Source organism: Acinetobacter sp. FDAARGOS_558, from assembly GCF_003937785.1.
GTDB classification, from domain to species: Bacteria; Pseudomonadota; Gammaproteobacteria; order Pseudomonadales; family Moraxellaceae; genus Acinetobacter; species Acinetobacter baumannii.
This window is the reverse complement of sequence record NZ_RKJH01000001.1, coordinates 394,994-413,720: the sequence shown is the minus strand read 5'-3', so window position 1 is coordinate 413,720 and position 18,727 is coordinate 394,994. Positions and strand designations below refer to the sequence as shown.

Here is an 18,727-nt window from a genome sequence, read left to right as displayed (position 1 = left end):
CATATTAAAAATCAAAAACGGTTAAATAATGTCTTATCCTGTATACATAAGTTGAATCTTATTTAGAGCTTATTTAACTTTATACTTAACCGTAAATTTATAAAATTCAATAGATTAAATCAAAGCTAGTCTGCTTTAGTTCAAATTTTATTGTTTTTAAAATGTAAAATTTTTATTTTATAAAAGTCGACAAAAAGATTTTTTATGTAAAATTAAAGAGTTAATGAAGGTTGAAAATTTAAAACTTTGGAAAATTAAAAGTTATTTATCGACCTTAATGATTGTTGTAGGTTAATATTTCGCAAGAAAAGAAAAAACGACTGATGCGTAAACAAACCTGCGTGTGTCTGTCGTTTTTTTTCATGTATGCTGTCCTTAGTTCAAGAGTTGATTTGAAATGCACTGTGATATTTATAGATCGAGCAAAAAAGATGAAATGTACATTTATATTGCTCGTCCAAACTATCCTGATGAAACGGAGCAAGCCGATCCGTTTGAAAAAGTTCCAGAAGCTGTTTTACAAGCCTTTGGCCGTGCAACATTTGTCATGCATTTAGAATTGGCTCCAACACGTAAATTAGCGCGTGTAAATGTTTTACATGTTCTAGACTCATTACAAACAAAAGGCTTCTTTATTCAGATGCCGCCAGAAGGGTTAATTAACCCAAATGCAGTTGAACCAGAGGGCTTACGTGGTGCGTGAAGATCAAGCTGGAATTTTAAATCAATTACTTTCTTCTCTCGACGCAATTCCTGAAGAGATTATTGCTTTAACAGCTTATGGCGTTGGCGCTATTATTGCCTTGTGGTGCTGGTGGCGTTTAATGCGCCGCTTACCTACCACTTTGGGCGCAATAAGCTGGTTAGTTGTTTTTGCTATTTTGGTGACACCGACTGTTTCGGAAGGGCCTAATGCATCTGTAGCGCCAGCTATTTTTGGACTACTGTTTGGTGTTTTAACTAAAGATAGTCCTTTAATCTGGTCAAATTTATCCTTAATTCTGTTTGTAATCGGTCTAGGTTTGGTTATTGGCTATTGTTGGTCAAAATATATAACAAACAAAAGCATGCGTTCCATCTAACCATTGAAATAGAAAAATAAGGTCTCTACATGTCTGCTGATACCCAACATTTTACCGGTACAGATCAATATATCGCGACTGATAGTCTTAAACTTGCTGTAAAAGCAGCTCGTGCCTTGCAAAAGCCTTTATTGGTTAAAGGTGAGCCGGGTACAGGTAAAACTTTACTTGCTGAGCAAGTGGCAGAAAGTCTTGGTTTAAAACTCATCACTTGGCACATTAAGTCAACAACTAAGGCACAGCAAGGCTTATATGAATACGATGCTGTGTCTCGCTTGCGTGATAGTCAACTTGGTGATGATCGTGTTTACGATATTAAGAACTATATTAAGCCCGGTAAACTGTGGGAAGCCTTCACCAGTGAAGAGCGTTGTGTGCTTTTAATTGATGAAATTGATAAGGCGGACATCGAGTTTCCAAATGACTTGTTACATGAACTTGATAAGATGTCTTTTTATGTTTATGAAACAGGCGAAACGATTACGGCTACTCAACGTCCAATCGTAATTATTACTTCAAATAATGAAAAAGAATTACCAGATGCGTTCCTGCGTCGTTGCTTCTTCCACTACATCGAGTTTCCAGACGAAGCAACTATGCGTGAAATTATCTCGGTACATTTCCCAAATATCTCTGCGACTTTGGTAAATGAAGCGCTTCAAGTTTTCTTCAAGCTCCGTGAAATTCCTAACTTGAAGAAACCACCATCTACATCTGAACTGATCGATTGGTTGAGTCTGCTTATGGCAGATGATATGCCTGAAGATGTACTACGTAATCGAGATACATCAAAAGCTATTCCACCTTTGTATGGCGCACTCATTAAAAACGAACAAGATGTGCAACTGCTTGAACGTTTGGCTTTCATGTCGCGACGTTAAAGGAGGGAATAACCCATGTTTGTGCGGTTATTTTACACCTTACGAAAATATGGTGTTCCAGTCACGACTCGTGAACTGATTGACTTAAATCGTGCAGTAAGCGAAGGGCTAGTTTTTGCCGATCAAGAAGAGTTCTATCAACTTGCTAAAACCATTTTAGTTAAAGATGAACGTTTTTTTGATAAGTTCGATCGTGCCATGAAAGATTACTTTGATGGCATAGAAACCTTTGATATTGATGAGTTACTCAAGCAAGTCCATAAATTACCAAAAGACTGGTTCGACTTAGAACTTCTAGAAAAGCATTTAACACCAGAGCAAAGAGCTGAACTTCAAAAAGCAGGTTCTTTAGAAGAACTGATGAAAATGCTAGAAGAGCGTTTACGTGAACAGCATAAAAAACATCAAGGTGGTAACCGTATGGTTGGCACGGGTGGAACTTCACCTTTTGGTGCTTTTGGTGACCATCCGGAAGGCGTCAGAATTGGTGGGCCGGGCCGTAAACGTTCAGCGGTTAAAGTTTGGGAACAGCGTAAATACCAAAATCTAGATGATGACCAAGTTCTTGGTACCCGCCAAATGCAAATTGCTTTACGACGTTTACGTAAATTTGCAAGACAAGGTGCTGCCGAAGAGTTAGACGTTGACGGTACAATCCGTGAAACGGCCAAGCAGGGTATTCTTGACGTCCAAATGGTGCCAGAGCGTCGAAATCGAATCAAAGTGCTCATGTTGTTTGATGTAGGTGGTTCGATGGATGCACATATTGCCCAATGTGAAAAGTTATTTAGCGCAGCTAAAACAGAATTTAAAACGCTTGAATACTTTTATTTCCATAATTGTCTTTATGACTATGTTTGGAAAGATAACTACCGAAGAACAGCTACTCGCATGAACACATGGGACTTGTTTCATACCTATGGACGTGACTATCGTGTAATTGTCGTAGGTGATGCCAGTATGGCACCGTATGAGCTGAAATCGGTAGGTGGCTCGGTTGAATATATGAATGATGAAGCTGGTGAAGTTTGGTTACGTCGCCTACGCCAGCATTTTGATAAAACAGCATGGTTAAACCCTGAAACAGAAGGGTATTGGCATTACACTCAAACAATTGGTTGGATTAAAGAGATTTTTGAAAACCATATGTATCCAATGACCCTAAAAGGCATTGAGGATTTGACGCGTTACCTTTCTCGATAAACTTGATAACTTTAATAATTTAAAAAGAGGGATGATATGCAACATCAAATTAATGGTATTGCTTTACCGAATGAACAAGGATTTTTTGGTGAATATGGAGGGCAATTTATTCCTCCACATTTAAAAGAAGCAATGGATGAAATTAATGTTGCTTATGAAGAAATTCGCCATACACCAGAATTTCAAAATGAATTAGCAGACCTCTTTGCAAATTATGTCGGCCGTCCAAGTCCTTTATTTTATGCAAAACGCCTTTCAGAACAGTTAGGTGGCGCGCAAATTTATTTAAAACGTGAAGACTTAAATCATACCGGTGCCCATAAAATTAATCACTGTTTAGGTGAAGCTCTACTTGCTAAATATATGGGCAAAAAGAAAGTTATCGCCGAGACTGGTGCGGGTCAACATGGGGTTGCTTTAGCGACGGCTTGTGCTCTAGTGGGTATTCCATGTGAGATCCACATGGGTCAAGTTGATATTGAAAAAGAACATCCAAATGTGGTCAAAATGAAAATTTTGGGCGCTCATTTGGTGTCAGTAACTCGCGGTACAGCAACCTTAAAAGATGCGGTTGATAGCGCGTTTGAAGAATATTTAAAAGATCCTAAAAATTTTATTTATGCGATTGGTTCTGTGGTTGGACCCCATCCATTTCCTAAAATGGTTCGAGATTTTCAATCAATTATTGGTAAGGAAATTAAAGAGCAGACGCATCAACGATTTGGAAAAAATCCAGATTGTGTTGTCGCATGTGTCGGTGGCGGTTCAAATGCAATCGGTGCGTTTACAGCTTTTTTAAATGATTCAGATGTGAAACTTGTAGGAGTTGAACCTGCTGGGCATGGGCTAGATACAAATATGCATTCGGCAACCCTAACATTAGGTAAGCCAAGCCAAATTCATGGTATGGCATGTTATGTTCTTGAAAATGAGGCTGGTGAACCTTTACCTGTGCATTCTATCGCTTCAGGATTGGACTATCCTGGTGTTGGGCCACAACATAGTTTCTTAAAAGATTTAGGCCGTGTGGAATATAGCACTGCAACTGACCAAGAATGTTTAGATGCGTTTATGACCTTATCACGAGTTGAAGGTATTGTTCCTGCGCTTGAAAGCTCACATGCTGTCGCATGGGCAATACGTGAAGCGCCAAAACTGCCGAAAGAAACCATGATCGTGGTGAATCTGTCGGGTCGTGGCGATAAAGATTCTGATTATGTGGCAGAAAAACTTAAGCTTTAAACTAAATATACTTAAAGAGCGGCTCATTTCGAAAGGCCGCTTTTTTATTTTATAGACTAAATTTTACCCTATTTAAAAGTTCATTATTTCTTAATTAAAACAAAGTATTTTGATTTTGAGCCGTGACTGTTTGAGATAGATATGTAAAACACTGGTTCACAAGGCAAAGCGTTGCTTTGCACTACCTCACTCAGTAGAATAGTCACTTTGCAAAATTTGCCTTTGGAGACGCCTAAGTGGAGCGACCGACGATTAGCCCTGAACATTTACAGGAAGCTGCTGAAAATTTATCAACAATTCGAGATTTTATTCGTTTTGGGGTGTCAGCATTACGTCAATATGATGCACATTTAGGACAAGGTACTGAAGATTATTTCGCAGAAAGCTCTGCATTAGTTTTACAAACCTTATCTCTTGAATGGTCAGCAGATTCAGAGATTTTAGATGCGAAGCTTTTACCAAGTGAAAAAGCAGAATTCTTAAGCTTGTTGGAACGCCGTATTAATGAGCGTATTCCGACTTCTTATTTATTAAATTTAGCTTATTTCTTTAATAAGCCATTTTATGTGGATGAGCGCGTACTTATTCCTCGCTCACCAATTGCAGAGTTAATTGAGCAACGTTTTGCGCCATATTGTTTAGATGAAAATGGCCAAATGCGTGAAGCGCTTAATAACTTACCAGAAAATACCAAGCCTAAAACTCCACAACGTATTTTAGATATGTGTACAGGTTCTGGCTGTATTGCGGTAGCTTTAGCTTATGCTTATCCAGATGCAGAAGTAGATGCAACAGACATCTCTAAAGAAGCTTTAGAAGTAGCATCAATTAACGTTGAACATCACAATAAACAATACCAAGTTGCATTACTTGAGTCGGACTTATTTGAAAAAATTCCAGCTGAAAACCAGTACGATTTAATTGTAAGTAACCCTCCGTATGTTGATGCCGAAGATATGGCTGACTTACCGGAAGAGTTTTTACACGAACCTGAGCTTGCATTGGCAGCAGGCCAAGATGGTTTAGACCTCGTGCGTAAAATGCTTGCTCAAGCGGCAGATTATTTAACTGAAGATGGTCTTATTGTTATTGAAGTCGGTAACTCTGAATGGGCAATGCGCCAAAACTTTAATACAGTTGATTTCAACTGGCTTACTTTCCAAAAAGGTGGTTCAGGTATTTTTGCTTTGACTGCTGAACAATGTCGTCGTTATAGAAAATTATTTGAAGAACAAGTTTAAGGAGTTGGACATATGGCAGGGAACAGTATTGGACAACTCTTTCGTGTGACTACATGCGGTGAATCGCATGGGGTTGGTTTAATGGCAATTGTTGATGGAGTGCCACCAGGCCTTGCATTAACCGAAGAAGATTTGCAAAAAGATCTGGATCGCCGTAAGCCGGGAACCTCGAAATTTGCGACTCAGCGTAAAGAGCCTGATCAGGTTGAAATCATTTCTGGTGTGTTTGAGGGTAAAACTACTGGTACGCCAATTGGTTTACTCATTCGCAATACAGACCAAAAATCGAAAGATTATGGAAATATTGCACAAACTTTTAGACCGGGTCACGCAGATTACACTTATACGCAAAAGTATGGTTTCCGCGACTATCGTGGTGGTGGCCGTTCAAGTGCTCGTGAAACTGCTATGCGTGTTGCAGCTGGTGCTATTGCGAAGAAATATTTAGCAGAAAAATTTGGTGTTCTGATCCGCGGTCATGTGACTCAAATTGGTAATGAAGTTGCTGAAAAACTAGATTGGAATGAAGTTCCAAATAATCCATTTTTCTGTGGCGATGTAGATGCTGTTCCTCGTTTTGAAGCATTGGTTACGTCTTTACGTGAACAAGGTACAAGTTGTGGTGCTAAGTTAGAAATTTTAGCCGAAAAAGTTCCTGTAGGTTGGGGTGAGCCTGTCTTTGATCGTTTAGATGCTGATATTGCACATGCAATGATGAGTATCAATGCGGTTAAAGGTGTTGAAATTGGTGATGGTTTTGCTGTAGCAGGACAGTTCGGACATGAAACACGTGACGAATTGACTAGTCATGGTTTTCAAGCAAATCATGCTGGTGGTATTTTAGGTGGTATTTCAAGTGGCCAGACCATCCGTGTGGCGATTGCACTAAAACCAACAGCAAGTATTACTACTTCGGGTAAAACGATTAATTTAAATCGTGAAGATACTGATGTGTTAACTAAAGGCCGTCATGACCCGTGCGTGGGCGTTCGAGCAACTCCAATTGCGGAAGCAATGTTGGCAATTGTACTAATGGATCATTTCTTACGCCACCGTGCTCAAAACGCGGATGTTGTTCCTCCATTTGCGCCAATCGAACCATAGTTAGTTCTAATCAGCGTATTTAAAAAGCCACATAAACAAAATTATGTGGCTTTTCTATTTTTATTGAAATCACATGATTACCTTAAAAATAAATCATTAAGTTAGATCTACAATTTGCTCTTCATTCAAAGCAATTTGATATTGATTGCGGCCATTTGTTTTTGCCTGATAGAGCGCATGATCAGCACGACTAACAAAAGCAGAAATTGAATCATTTAAACGTGGAATTGTGGTCGCCACGCCAACACTAATAGTTACGTATGGTGAAACACTACTACATGGATGAACAATAGCAATTTTCTTAATTGCATTCATTAATCTTTCGGCCTGAATTTTGGCTTGTTGTGCATTTGTCATTGGGAACAGAAGTAAGAATTCTTCACCGCCATAACGGGCAACCAAATCGCCACTACGAGCAGCAATTGAGGAAATTGCAGTCGCAATATCTTTTAAACACTGATCACCCTTGAGATGGCCTAAGCTATCGTTATATGGTTTAAAGAAGTCTATATCAACCATCATAATAGTAAGAGGGGTCTCATGGCGTAATGCGCGTCTCCATTCATTATCAAGTGTTTCATCAAGATAACGTCGGTTAGCAAGCCCGGTTAAAGCATCTTGTTGAGAAAGCAGTGACAGTTGTTGAGCTTGTTGCATGAGTTCAATACGGTTGAGCTCAATCATACAGTTTTGTAAATAGTTTTCACGGTGCTGACGATCCGTAGCATAGGCAAGGGTCATGCCTAAGAAACTACTAAACGTATATGTACGGTTTAAGAAGGTCCAGTCTATGTCTCCGTTCAAATAGGTACTTACCAAAATACCAATAAGACCGCCGACCCATCCTGCAATAATGGCAGTATAAAAACGCATGCCTACCGCACCATAGATAATTACAATGGCATACATCATTGCTGCATGAAAAAGTACATTATCTTGGCCATTTTCTAAAACGTTAATTAAGATAAATGTTATGGCAACGGCAGCGGAAGAACCAATTCCGACATAATAATCAAACCACTGATTTAATTTTTTAATAAATGATAAAATCCAGGCGATTAAAACAATTATGCCTACCCAAGAATAATAGCTTAACCAGGATAAAACTTGTTCGGTCGGTAAAACTTGGTATATACCAAAGCTTAAAAATAAATATAATATTAAAATAATAGGTGCTCTATAGCGAAACTCATAGGCTGCACCATTTTGATATTGAAAACGATATATCGTTTCAAGTTGCTTTGGAAACCATACGAAATTTAATCCGCGTGTGGTTAATAAATCTATTTGTTCCTGTCCCAATATATTGGAACCTTGCAACTTCATAATTAATGCTCTCTATATTGGAAGTTGGCATAAAATGAGACTTGTTTTATTAAAGTTCCATCTAAAAGTATTGGTTATATAATGTGTGGTTTATTTAAAATAATAATACAGATTTTTTAAAAAAGTAATGATTTTTACGCCCCCTAATTGTGATAAAAATCACGACATTTCAATGATTAGCGTCACAATTATCTAAAGATTCGAAACCTTTGAGAAAAAATTACAAATGGTCGATTAAAGATTGTATCTTTATCATTTTCGGATAGACTTATAGCCGTGAAGTACAGATGATTGCTGTCATATAAATAGGAAAATTAGCAATGACTGCTCTAAATCAATATGGAATGAGTTTAGAAATTACGCCGCATAATGGATGGTCTCAGCGGTTTTGGGAGGATCTTTTACCAGTGAAGGAGCGGGTGAGTAAACATCCGTTTTTTACTGAAATGGCCAATGGGGGATTGAGCCTAGAAAGTTTCCGTTATGCTTTACTTAATTTCTATCCATTAGTAGCGCATTTCCCGTCATATATGGCTGGTGCGTTAGCTAAAGCAACTGCTTTTGCAGAACCTGGCGTTACTGAAACAAGAGATTGGTTAATTCAAAATATTAAGGTCGAAGAGCGCCATTTACAGTGGTATCGGGATTGGGCTAGAGGTTTTGGATTAACGGTAGAACAACTCGATAGTGTTCGCCCACCAGCTTCGATGAATGCGGTGAATCATTTTCTTTGGAATATGAGTCATCGTGGCAACTTGGCTGAATGTCTGGCAGCGACCAATTTAGCAATTGAATGGGCGACAGGTGACTGGTCTATTCAAGTCTATAAAGGCATACACGCTTATACGGATCATTCGGAAGTTACCATTGATAAGCGTTCTTTAGCTTGGTTACGTGCACATGCTCATTATGATGATTTACATCCTTATGAAGCTATGGAGCTGATTAAACGTTTGTGCAATGAACGTCCTGATTGGCAGCAAAAAGCATTTCATGCGGCAGAAGAAGGGCTGCGGTATTATGAATTAGCTTTAGACGATTGCTATAGAGTACAGCTTCAAGCCTCTGCTTGATCTCAACTTAAAAAGGGAGAATATTCTACATATTCTCCCTTTTATTTTATTCAAGCAATTTTAAGAGCTTTGCACGATAAGGTGTTTCTTCAGGCAGAAGTTCAAGTAAGCGCTCAACTGCATCAACACGGTCAGGAACACGGCTAACCACACGTAATAGTTGGTCTACATCATCAATTTGATAGATAACATGACTCAAGCGGGCGTCAAAGCAATCTCTCCAAGCACACAAAAACGGACTTTCTGACTTGGCTAAAAAACTACCTCTATACAGTGTTAAAGTGGTTGCAGTAAAACCTAAGTTTAGTGCTTGCTCAGCCATGAGAAAGTCACATTGAATTTCACAGTTAAGTCTATATGGTCGTGACTCGATCACATCGGGAATCAGGTTTCGAAGCTGTGAGAGCTCAGCTTTTAGTGTAGTGGTACTCACTGGTCGATCGCCATATAAGGCATAGTGAAGCTCTTCTAAGTTTATGCCTTCCGGACATAAAGCAAGAATACATAAAATTTCGATTTGACGCTGCGTGAGTGTCAAGCCATGTTGATTGTATTGAACCTTAGGCGTGCCTAGCGCCTTAATATATAAAATGTTCTTTTGATGAAGTTGAATGGCTTGTTTTACAATATCGGCGCAGCGTTCAACAGCTAAAATTCCAAGTGAATTATGCTTTTGATATTTAGTTGATAAGTTCATAATGCCATAAAACTGGCCTGTATTTGCGTCAGTGATTGGGGCTGCATAACATACCCAGTCTCTAACGCTGTTCATCTGATTTTCATGTGAATAAACACAACTTGCAGAATGTGTATTTAGTGCAAGACCAATTGCATTTTGACCAACTGCTTGGGTTGACCATTGTCCACCTTCAACAAAATGGACTTGTTCGGCAGATGAACGCATAGGCGTACTACTCCATGTCCAGAGTAAAGTACCGTGAGGGTCAGTCACCCCAATTGCCATATCCGCATCTTCAGCAATATGCATCAAATTTCTATGGCACTCTTGGATTGAACGACCAAATAAGGAATGTTGCCATTCATGATCTAGATCAAATATAGGAGCCGCATCTAGATCGAGTGACGGCTTTTTTCCTAAACAGGGTGTTTCAGAGATTGTTTCCGGTCTAAAGAAAGACGGAAGGTTGTCTGTAGAAGGCAATAATAATTGTTTTGACATATCCATATCGAAGTTCCTTTATCGTTGAAATGGCGTATCCGTGGCCGCTCAACAGGTTTAGCTTTCTTATTGTGACTATTTCCTCATTATTTCATTTACCTTAAATAATTTTAAACGGTTTGACTATTATCCTATTGGGTAAGTTTTGTTATTTCGCCTCGCCCTATGACAAAACATCTTCTCTTGAAAATGGCTTTGGTGCAAATTCACCGAAATATTGCCGATCGGCAAAATAGCTAGAACGGACCATTGGCGCACTCCAGATATTTTTAAAGCCTAAACGCTGGCCATGCTGAGTGTATCTTTCAAATTCTTGTAAATTCACAAACCGGTGAATAGGGGCATGTGATTTAGAGGGCTGTAAATATTGTCCAATAGTCACTAAATCTACATCATGATCTTTTAAATCGTTGAGTAGAGCAATAACCTCAGCTTCAATTTCTCCTAGCCCTACCATTAGGCCGCATTTAGTTTTGATATCAGGACAGTATTTTTTAAAACGTTTTAATAAATTTAACGAATGCTGATAGTCCGAACCGGGGCGCATCGCTTTATATAAACGCGGCACTGTCTCAATATTATGATTAAACACATCTGGTGGTGATAAGCTTAATGTAGAGAGTGCTGTTTCTAAACGGCCACGAAAGTCCGGAACTAAAATTTCAATCAGCGTATCTGGACAACGGTTTCTGATTTCTTCAATACACTTCACAAAATGTGCTGCACCACCATCGTGTAGATCATCACGGTCTACAGAGGTAATGACTACATATTTTAAGTTTAGGTTAGCGACCGTCTCAGCTAGATGTTTAGGTTCATTTTCATCTAAAGGCATTGGACGACCATGTGCTACATCGCAGAAAGGGCAACGTCTTGTACAAATATCTCCCATAATCATAAATGTTGCCGTACCACCGCCAAAACATTCAGGTAGATTTGGACATGCGGCCTCTTCACAAACACTATGTAGCTTTTGTTGGCGTAATAAATTTTTGATACGTTGAATTTCTTCGAAATCAGTTATTTTTGCTCGAATCCATTCAGGTTTTTTAGGTAGTTCTTCGGTAGGTAAAATTTTAATAGGAATACGAGAAACTTTATCTATTCCTCTTAACTTAATACCTGTCTCTATTTGCCTTTTTAAGTCCATATATAAAATTCCATTTTATATTAAATAAATTTGCAACTAGACTAGTTATAATAAAAAACCTTATTTCTATAAATAAGAAATAAAGAATTTATTAATGCGTATAGTGCACAGCAAATATTATAAATTAATAAAGGTTGGTTAAAGGTTTGTTTTACAAGTATATGAAATGAATTAAAATTTTTTAATTTTATTTTTGCGGTGTAAGCTTGTGATAAATAAAAATTAATAGCTAGAAAACTTATTTAAAACTTTTTAGTCTAATAGCATATTAAATTAAATTGAGCTTTATTATTTATAGCGAAATATATAACACTCGCTGAAACTTGGTTGATTTTTAATAATCAAGATAATAAAGGAAAAGGATATGCAATTAACGGAAGAGCAATTACTCGCAGCGTATAAACGCATGCGTGATATTCGTGAATTTGAAGATCGACTTCATGAAGAAAATACCAATGGTGATATTCCAGGCTTTATTCACTTATATAGCGGAGAAGAAGCTGTAGCAGTCGGGATTTGCGAAAACTTAACCGACAAAGACTATATCACTTCAACACACCGTGGACATGGACACTGTATTGCAAAAGGCTGTGATATTCACGCCATGATGCTGGAAATTTTCGGTAAAGATGACGGGCTATGCCGTGGAAAAGGCGGTTCTATGCATATTGCCGATTTAGATAAAGGTATGCTCGGTGCCAACGGGATTGTGGGTGGTGGGCCTCCTTTAGCAATTGGTGCAGCGTTGACAGCGAAAACTTTAAAGACTGGTGGCGTCGGACTGTCTTTTACAGGTGATGGTGGTTCAAACCAAGGCCTTACTTTTGAAGCGATGAACATGGCTGTTGTTCTTAAACTTCCTGTGATTTTCGTTTTTGAAAATAACGGTTTTGGTGAGGGGACTGGTCATGATTACGCTGTAGGAAGCAAAGACATTGCTGGTCGTGCAGCAGGCTTTGGTTTACCGGCAGTTAAAGTTGATGGTACAGACTTCTTTGCCGTCTATGAAGCCGCTCAAACTGCCATTGAACGTGCACGTCGTGGTGAAGGTCCAAGCGTGATTGAAACCATCACAAACCGTTTTTATGGCCACTTCGAAGGTGATCCTGGCTTGATTCGTTCTAAAGAAGAAGTCGAGTTCATTAAAGAAAATAAAGATCCTTTGAAAATTTTCCGTGAGAAAGTCAAAGGCAAAATTGATGAAGCCAAACTAGACGAGATTGATGCAGCTTCAAAGGCAAATGTTGATGATGCCGTTGCTAAAGCCCGTGCTGCGGCATACCCAAAACCAGAACAACTCCTTACTGACGTCTATGTCTCTTACTAAAGGAATAGTAAAGATGCCAAATAAAAGTTTTCGTAATGCAATTAAAGAAGCCATTGAATCAGAAATGCGCCGTGATCCAACCGTATTTGTTGTTGGTGAAGATGTTCGTGGTGGGCACGGCGGTAAAAACACTGAAGAAAACCAGTTAGAAGGTTTCGGTGGTGTATTGGGCGTAACCAAAGGTTTATGGACAGAATTTGGTTCGGAACGTGTTATTGATACCCCAATTACCGAGTCTGCAATTATCGGTATGGCTGCTGGTGCTGCAGCAACAGGTTTACGTCCTGTTGCCGATTTAATGTTTATGGATTTCTATGGCGTGTGTCATGACATGCTCTATAACCAAGCCGCTAAATTCCGTTATATGTTTGGCGGAAAAGCAAAAGCACCAATGGTTGTACGTGGCATGATTGGCGCAGGTTTCTCTGCGGCAGCTCAGCATTCTCAGTCACCGTATAACGTATTTGCTGCGGTTCCGGGCTTAAAAGTTGTAGTTCCATCTAGCCCATATGATGTGAAAGGGCTGTTAATTCAAGCTATTCGTGATGATGACCCTATAGTGTTCTGTGAGCATAAAATGCTTTATGACATTAAAGGCGAAGTTCCAGATGATGCCTATACTATTCCTTTTGGTGTAGCAAATTATACCCGTGAAGGGACAGATGTGACCATTATTGCTTTAGGCCTAATGGTACACCGTGCCAATGAAGTAGCAGACAAACTGGCAAAAGATGGCATTTCGGTTGAAGTGGTCGACCCTCGAACAATTTCACCTTTGGATGAAGAAGGAATTTTAGAGTCTGTTGCATCGACTGGACGTGTGGTTATTGTGGATGAATCAGCGGCACGCTGTGGCTTTGGTCATGATGTTGCTGCACTGATCGCCCAAAAAGGTTTCCACTATTTGAAAGCACCTGTTGAACTCGTAACGCCACCACATACGCCTGTTCCATTCTCTCCAGTTTTAGAAAAAGAATGGATTCCAAGTGTAGAGCGTATTGAGCAAGCTGTGCGAAAAACATTGGAGGCTTAGGATGAGCGAAATTAAAACGATGGAGATCCCGAAATGGGGATTATCCATGGAAGAAGGCACGATCGCCCAATGGTTGATTAAAGAGGGTGATAGCTTTAATAAGGGCGATGAAATTTGTGAAATTGAAACCACAAAAATCGTCAATGTGTTAGAAGCGCCTTTTGCTGGAACGCTCCGTAAAATTTTAGCGAAAGATGGTGATACTTTACCTGTTGGTGGTCTTATTGCCGTATGTGCTGATAATGAAGTTTCTGATGCAGAAATTGAAAAGTTTATCGCATCATTAGGTGGTTCAGCAGCTCAAGCACCTTCGGAACAAAGTAAAGCGGAAACATCTGCACCTATTGCTGAAAAAGCAGAACAGCCACAGACTGTAGCAGCTAGTGCTTCAGCTCCTGTAAAGGTCGCTAAAGGTGACTACGCTGTACCAGAGTCATTAAAAGGCTATCAAACATCTAATGAGTTGTTTGCAACGCCGCATGCCTTGAAGCTTGCAGAAAAACACAATGTAAACTTGGCAAAAGTCACAGGTTCTGGTAGTGAAGGACGTATTAGTGTTCAAGACATCCAGAAGGCTGTACAAGCGTCTGGTGGTCAATGGCCTGATGTTAGGCAGCAAACTCAAGCTAAAGTGGTTAAATCTACGGCCGATGATAGCCAAGTTTTAGCAACGCCTGTAGCGCGTCGTTTAGCAAAGCAGTGGGGCATTAACCTAAATGATTGCCGTGTTTCAGGTACTCGTGGCCGTGTCTGTAAAGAAGATGTTGAGGCAGTTTACTATCGTAATAACCCAGTGTCGGTAAGTGAACAACCTGTACAATGTGCAGCCCAACCACAATCAACCGTTACGACGGTGGCGATGAATGGGATGCGTAAAGCGATTGCTTCACGGTTACAGACTGCAAAACGTAATGCACCGCATTTCCGCTTGGTGGTCGATCTCAACGTAGAGGCTTTGCAAAAATTACGTAAGCAGATTAATGAGACTGTTCCACAAGTGAAACTTTCTATTAATGACATGCTAATTAAGGCAGCTGCCGCCGCACTGATTAAAGTACCTGAGGTGAATGTTCAATTTGATGAGGCGACCCAATCAATTTTACAGTTCTCTCAAGCGGATATTTCGGTGGCCGTAGCGATTCCAAACGGTTTAATTACACCCATTGTAAAAGCAGCAAATCAGAAGTCTTTAGCACAAATTTCCGATGACATGCGTGATTTGGCAACGCGTGCTAAGACTGGCAAGTTACAACCTGACGAGTTTCAGGGAGGCAGCTTTAGCATTTCAAATTTAGGAATGTTAGGCATTAAACAGTTCGATGCCATTATCAACCCACCGCAAGGTGCAATTATGGCATTAGGTGCTTCGGAATCTCGCGCTGTTGTTGAAAATGGCAATGTAGTGGTTCGTGAGATTGTCACAGCGACGTTGTCATGCGATCACCGAGTTATTGATGGCGCAGTTGGGGCGAAATTCTTGGCCAGCTTTAAGCAGTTTGTTGAAAACCCTGCTTTAATTTTGGTGTAGGAGAACCCGCATGTCAGAAGCTCAATTTGATTTAATTGTGATTGGCGCGGGACCGGGTGGGTATGTGGCTGCAATTCGTGCAGCCCAGCTCGGGTTAAAAACCGCAATTGTAGAAGAGCGACATTTAGGCGGAATTTGTCTAAATTGGGGCTGTATTCCAACCAAAGCTTTGCTTGCAGGGGCAGAGCTCGCAACCCAGTTTAAACATGCCGGACAGTTTGGTTTTCAGGTATCCCAACTCGATTTTGATATTCAAAAGCTTGTGCAACATAGCCGACAAGTGTCAGCTCAATTAGTACAAGGCATTGATTACTTGTTGAAAAAGAATCAGGTCACTGTTTTTAGTGGTCGCGCTCAACTTACAGCGAAAGAAAAAATTGAAGTGACCGATGCTCAAGGTAATAGGCAGGCTTTGAGTGCACCACATATCATTTTGGCAACTGGAGCTAAAGCCCGACATGTTCCTCAACTTCCTGTCGATGGAACATATGTCTGGAGCTATAAAGAAGCGCTTGTTCCAGAGCAGTTACCGAAAAGTTTACTGGTTGTAGGTTCAGGTGCAATTGGTAGTGAGTTTGCTAGCCTTTATCAAGATTTGGGATGTCAGGTGACCCTTATTGATTTGGCTAAACAAATTTTACCTACTGAAGATGTGGAAGTTGCCCAATTTGTCAGAAAACAATTTGAACAAAAAGGTATGAAAGTCTTAACCGATGCTGTCGTTCAAAGTATTCAGATTGAAAATGAGCAAGTCCACTGTGTGGTTGAAACGGCAAATGATGTTCAAACGCTTGTTTTTGATCGCGTGCTTTCGGCAATTGGTGTACAGCCGAATACCACAGGGCTAGGACTAGAACGTTTAGGTGTAGAACTCAATCCACAAGGTTTTGTGGCAATTGATGACTATTGTAAAACCAACGTAGCAGGGCTTTATGCCATTGGTGATGTTGCTGGAGCGCCTTGTCTCGCTCATAAAGCAAGCCATGAAGCCATGATATGTGTCGAGAAAATCGCTGGTGTGGCAAACGTCCATTCACTCGACCGTAGCCAGATACCCGGTTGTATTTTTACACATCCACAAGTGGCAAGTATTGGTTTAACGGAAAATGCAGCAAAAGCTAAGAATCTACCTATACGTATTGGTAAGTTTTCTTTAACTGCAAATGGTAAAGCTTTAGCAATTGGAGATGCGTCAGGTTTCGTTAAAACGGTGGTACATGCAGAAACGGGCGAGCTGCTTGGTGCACATATGGTGGGTCATGAAGTGACCGAACATATCCAAGGATTTGCCATTGCGAAATATCTAGAAGCAACTGATGAAAGTTTAGCTCAAGTGATTTTCCCGCATCCAACATTATCAGAAGCCATGCATGAATCTATTTTGGCTTCAATGCAACGAGCGATTCATATGTAGAAATTCTACATTTACAGGAGTTGAACATGGTTAAGGGATTAAAAAATAAAGTCGCTTTAGTGACTGGGGCAGCCCAAGGCATTGGCCGTGGGATTGCCCTGCGCTTGGCGCAAGAAGGGGCACATATTGCATTAGTTGATATGAAACAAGATCGACTGAACGATGTGCAGCAGGAAATTCAGGCTTTAGGTGTAAATGCGAGCACTTTTATTGCTGATGTAAGTGACCGCGAGCAGGTGTATGCTGTTATAAATCATGCTGAGCAGGCCCTTGGTGGGTTTGATGTCATGATTAATAACGCTGGAATTGCACAAGTTCAAGCGATTGCGGATATCACACCTGATGAATTTCAAAAAATTGTTGATATTAATATTGGTGGAGTACTGTGGGGAATACAGGCTGCTGCTGCAAAATTTAAACAACGCGAACATAAAGGTAAAATCATTAATGCTTGCTCAATTGCAGGCCACGATGGGTTTGCTTTACTCGGTATTTACTCGGCAACCAAATTTGCGGTACGAGCACTTACTCAAGCTGCGGCAAAAGAATATGCTAGTCACGGTATTACGGTAAATGGATATTGTCCCGGAATTGTCGGAACTGACATGTGGGTTGAAATCGATAAACGTTTTGCTGAAATTACCAGTGCCGCAATTGGTGAAACTTATAAAAAATATGTGAAAGGTATTGCTTTAGGTAGAGCCCAAACACCAGACGATGTAGCCGCATTAGTTGCTTTTCTGGCAAGTGAAGATTCGGACTATATAACAGGTCAATCTATTTTAACGGACGGTGGAATAGTCTATCGCTAAAACAACATCCTGATTTGAGGGAGATAATAATGAAAGCAGCGCGTTTTTATGACAGAGGTGATATCCGTATTGAAGATATTCCTGAACCAGAAGTCACTCCCGGCACTGTAGGCATTAAGGTAGCCTGGTGTGGAATCTGTGGTACAGATTTGCACGAATTTATGGAAGGACCAATTTTTATTCCACCTTGTGGACATCCGCATCCTATTTCAGGTGAATCTGCGCCAATTACCATGGGACATGAATTTTCAGGTGTAGTCTATGCCGTAGGTGAAGGTGTGGATGATATTGAAATTGGTCAGCATGTCGTCGTAGAGCCTTATATTGTGGCCGATGATGTGCCGACTGGACCGGGTGATAATTATCATCTTTCTAAAAATATGAACTTCATTGGTTTAGGCGGTCGTGGTGGTGGTTTATCGGAAAAAATTGCAGTTAAACGCCGTTGGGTGCATCCAATTTCCAATAAAATTCCGCTAGATCAGGCAGCCTTAATTGAACCGTTATCGGTGGGTCATCATGCTTTCGTACGTAGTGGTGCAAAAGCTGGTGATACTGCACTGGTTGGCGGTGCAGGTCCAATTGGTTTGTTGCTTTCGGCAATTTTAAAAGCTAAAGGGCTTAAGGTCATCATTACCGAACTAAGTGCAAAACGTAAAGAAAAAGCCAAAGAGTCGGGAGTCGCAGATTATATTTTAGACCCGTCAGAAGTTGATGTTGTTTCTGAGGTCATGAAAATTACTAATGGCGATGGTGTCGACGTCGCGTTTGAATGTAGTAGCGTTAACAAGGTATTAGATACCTTGGTTGCAGCAGTAAAACCGACAGGCGTTATTGTTATTGTTTCAATTTGGAGCCACCCAGCATCAATTAATGTGCACAGTGTTGTAATGAAAGAGCTCGATGTAAGAGGCACAATTGCCTACGTAAATGACCATCAAGAAACCATTAAACTGGTCGAAGAAGGTAAAATAAATCTGGAACCTTTTATTACCCAGCGCATTCAACTTGATGATTTGATTTCACAAGGTTTTGAAACCTTAATTCATAACAATGAATCAGCCGTTAAGATTATTGTACATCCATAAATAGACACTTAAGCCTATAAAAAAGAGCGATGATTCGCTCTTT

Annotated in this window: 17 protein-coding genes; 14 read left to right on the top strand and 3 right to left on the bottom strand. The window is 40.1% G+C overall.

Annotated elements, in window-relative coordinates:
* Positions 1-397 precede the first annotated feature (397 nt).
* The 7 genes from EGT34_RS01905 to aroC all read left to right on the top strand — a co-directional run bounded on the left by EGT34_RS01905 (position 398) and on the right by aroC (position 6,753).
* On the top strand, positions 398-703 hold the full coding sequence (locus EGT34_RS01905; RefSeq protein WP_000543500.1) for a YcgL domain-containing protein: 306 nt from the start codon (positions 398-400) through the stop codon (positions 701-703).
* Positions 696-1,082, top strand: coding sequence for a hypothetical protein (locus EGT34_RS01900; RefSeq protein WP_001206390.1), 387 nt, complete (start codon positions 696-698; stop codon positions 1,080-1,082). Before EGT34_RS01905 ends, EGT34_RS01900 begins: the two co-directional genes overlap by 8 nt.
* A gap of 29 nt (positions 1,083-1,111) precedes the next feature.
* A complete protein-coding gene (locus EGT34_RS01895) occupies positions 1,112-1,963 on the top strand; it encodes an AAA family ATPase (RefSeq protein ID WP_001271636.1) in 852 nt (283 codons plus the stop codon).
* A gap of 15 nt (positions 1,964-1,978) precedes the next feature.
* Complete coding sequence (locus EGT34_RS01890) at positions 1,979-3,166, top strand: vWA domain-containing protein (protein ID WP_000498059.1); 1,188 nt, start codon at positions 1,979-1,981, stop codon at positions 3,164-3,166.
* Positions 3,167-3,202: 36 nt separating this feature from the next.
* On the top strand, positions 3,203-4,408 hold the full coding sequence (gene trpB, locus EGT34_RS01885; protein WP_001164651.1) for a tryptophan synthase subunit beta: 1,206 nt from the start codon (positions 3,203-3,205) through the stop codon (positions 4,406-4,408).
* 236 nt (positions 4,409-4,644) lie between these two features.
* Positions 4,645-5,649 carry a 50S ribosomal protein L3 N(5)-glutamine methyltransferase gene (gene prmB, locus EGT34_RS01880; RefSeq protein WP_000441019.1) on the top strand — a complete coding sequence of 335 codons (1,005 nt, stop codon included), beginning with the start codon at positions 4,645-4,647 and terminating at the stop codon, positions 5,647-5,649.
* Between the two features lie 12 nt (positions 5,650-5,661).
* Positions 5,662-6,753 (top strand): chorismate synthase, encoded by a 1,092-nt coding sequence (gene aroC, locus EGT34_RS01875; protein WP_024437523.1) that lies wholly within the window; start codon positions 5,662-5,664, stop codon positions 6,751-6,753.
* A 96-nt stretch (positions 6,754-6,849) separates the two neighbouring features.
* Here the strand turns inward: aroC and EGT34_RS01870 are convergent, their stop codons facing one another.
* A complete protein-coding gene (locus tag EGT34_RS01870) occupies positions 6,850-8,079 on the bottom strand; it encodes a GGDEF domain-containing protein (RefSeq protein WP_000775755.1) in 1,230 nt (409 codons plus the stop codon).
* A 320-nt stretch (positions 8,080-8,399) separates the two neighbouring features.
* On the opposite strand from EGT34_RS01870, the gene EGT34_RS01865 reads away from it, so the two are divergent.
* Positions 8,400-9,152 (top strand): TenA family transcriptional regulator, encoded by a 753-nt coding sequence (locus tag EGT34_RS01865; RefSeq protein ID WP_000126117.1) that lies wholly within the window; start codon positions 8,400-8,402, stop codon positions 9,150-9,152.
* 46 nt (positions 9,153-9,198) lie between these two features.
* Here the strand turns inward: EGT34_RS01865 and EGT34_RS01860 are convergent, their stop codons facing one another.
* Both EGT34_RS01860 and lipA read right to left on the bottom strand, forming a co-directional pair.
* A complete protein-coding gene (locus tag EGT34_RS01860; RefSeq protein ID WP_000367581.1) occupies positions 9,199-10,338 on the bottom strand; it encodes a helix-turn-helix domain-containing protein in 1,140 nt (379 codons plus the stop codon).
* Between the two features lie 157 nt (positions 10,339-10,495).
* A complete protein-coding gene (gene lipA / locus EGT34_RS01855; protein WP_000364553.1) occupies positions 10,496-11,482 on the bottom strand; it encodes a lipoyl synthase in 987 nt (328 codons plus the stop codon).
* Positions 11,483-11,846: 364 nt separating this feature from the next.
* Here lipA and EGT34_RS01850 point away from each other — a divergent pair, with 364 nt between their 5' ends.
* Genes EGT34_RS01850 through EGT34_RS01825 form a run of 6 tightly spaced genes read left to right on the top strand, consistent with a single transcriptional unit; the run spans position 11,847 to position 18,684 of the window.
* Positions 11,847-12,809: a thiamine pyrophosphate-dependent dehydrogenase E1 component subunit alpha gene (locus tag EGT34_RS01850; RefSeq protein WP_001177517.1), complete on the top strand. Its 963-nt coding sequence runs from the start codon at positions 11,847-11,849 to the stop codon at positions 12,807-12,809.
* 13 nt (positions 12,810-12,822) lie between these two features.
* Positions 12,823-13,842 carry an alpha-ketoacid dehydrogenase subunit beta gene (locus EGT34_RS01845; protein WP_001133052.1) on the top strand — a complete coding sequence of 340 codons (1,020 nt, stop codon included), beginning with the start codon at positions 12,823-12,825 and terminating at the stop codon, positions 13,840-13,842.
* Position 13,843: 1 nt separating this feature from the next.
* On the top strand, positions 13,844-15,370 hold the full coding sequence (locus EGT34_RS01840) for a 2-oxo acid dehydrogenase subunit E2 (protein ID WP_001289746.1): 1,527 nt from the start codon (positions 13,844-13,846) through the stop codon (positions 15,368-15,370).
* Between the two features lie 10 nt (positions 15,371-15,380).
* On the top strand, positions 15,381-16,784 hold the full coding sequence (lpdA, locus tag EGT34_RS01835) for a dihydrolipoyl dehydrogenase (protein ID WP_001287535.1): 1,404 nt from the start codon (positions 15,381-15,383) through the stop codon (positions 16,782-16,784).
* A gap of 26 nt (positions 16,785-16,810) precedes the next feature.
* Entirely contained in the window at positions 16,811-17,596 is a 786-nt protein-coding gene (locus EGT34_RS01830; RefSeq protein ID WP_000238439.1) for an acetoin reductase, read from the top strand.
* Positions 17,597-17,625: 29 nt separating this feature from the next.
* Positions 17,626-18,684, top strand: coding sequence for a 2,3-butanediol dehydrogenase (locus EGT34_RS01825; protein WP_000642318.1), 1,059 nt, complete (start codon positions 17,626-17,628; stop codon positions 18,682-18,684).
* Positions 18,685-18,727 lie beyond the last annotated feature (43 nt).

Coding starts and splice junctions, on each gene's coding strand:
- EGT34_RS01830 (WP_000238439.1), top strand. CDS start 16,811: ATGGTTAAGGGATTAAAAAATAAAGTCGCTTTAGTGACTGGGGCAGCC.
- lpdA (WP_001287535.1), top strand. CDS start 15,381: ATGTCAGAAGCTCAATTTGATTTAATTGTGATTGGCGCGGGACCGGGT.
- EGT34_RS01860 (WP_000367581.1), bottom strand. CDS start 10,338: ATGGATATGTCAAAACAATTATTATTGCCTTCTACAGACAACCTTCCG.
- EGT34_RS01890 (WP_000498059.1), top strand. CDS start 1,979: ATGTTTGTGCGGTTATTTTACACCTTACGAAAATATGGTGTTCCAGTC.
- EGT34_RS01840 (WP_001289746.1), top strand. CDS start 13,844: ATGAGCGAAATTAAAACGATGGAGATCCCGAAATGGGGATTATCCATG.
- EGT34_RS01870 (WP_000775755.1), bottom strand. CDS start 8,079: ATGAAGTTGCAAGGTTCCAATATATTGGGACAGGAACAAATAGATTTA.
- aroC (WP_024437523.1), top strand. CDS start 5,662: ATGGCAGGGAACAGTATTGGACAACTCTTTCGTGTGACTACATGCGGT.
- trpB (WP_001164651.1), top strand. CDS start 3,203: ATGCAACATCAAATTAATGGTATTGCTTTACCGAATGAACAAGGATTT.
- EGT34_RS01905 (WP_000543500.1), top strand. CDS start 398: ATGCACTGTGATATTTATAGATCGAGCAAAAAAGATGAAATGTACATT.
- EGT34_RS01895 (WP_001271636.1), top strand. CDS start 1,112: ATGTCTGCTGATACCCAACATTTTACCGGTACAGATCAATATATCGCG.
- lipA (WP_000364553.1), bottom strand. CDS start 11,482: ATGGACTTAAAAAGGCAAATAGAGACAGGTATTAAGTTAAGAGGAATA.
- EGT34_RS01845 (WP_001133052.1), top strand. CDS start 12,823: ATGCCAAATAAAAGTTTTCGTAATGCAATTAAAGAAGCCATTGAATCA.
- EGT34_RS01865 (WP_000126117.1), top strand. CDS start 8,400: ATGACTGCTCTAAATCAATATGGAATGAGTTTAGAAATTACGCCGCAT.
- EGT34_RS01850 (WP_001177517.1), top strand. CDS start 11,847: ATGCAATTAACGGAAGAGCAATTACTCGCAGCGTATAAACGCATGCGT.
- EGT34_RS01825 (WP_000642318.1), top strand. CDS start 17,626: ATGAAAGCAGCGCGTTTTTATGACAGAGGTGATATCCGTATTGAAGAT.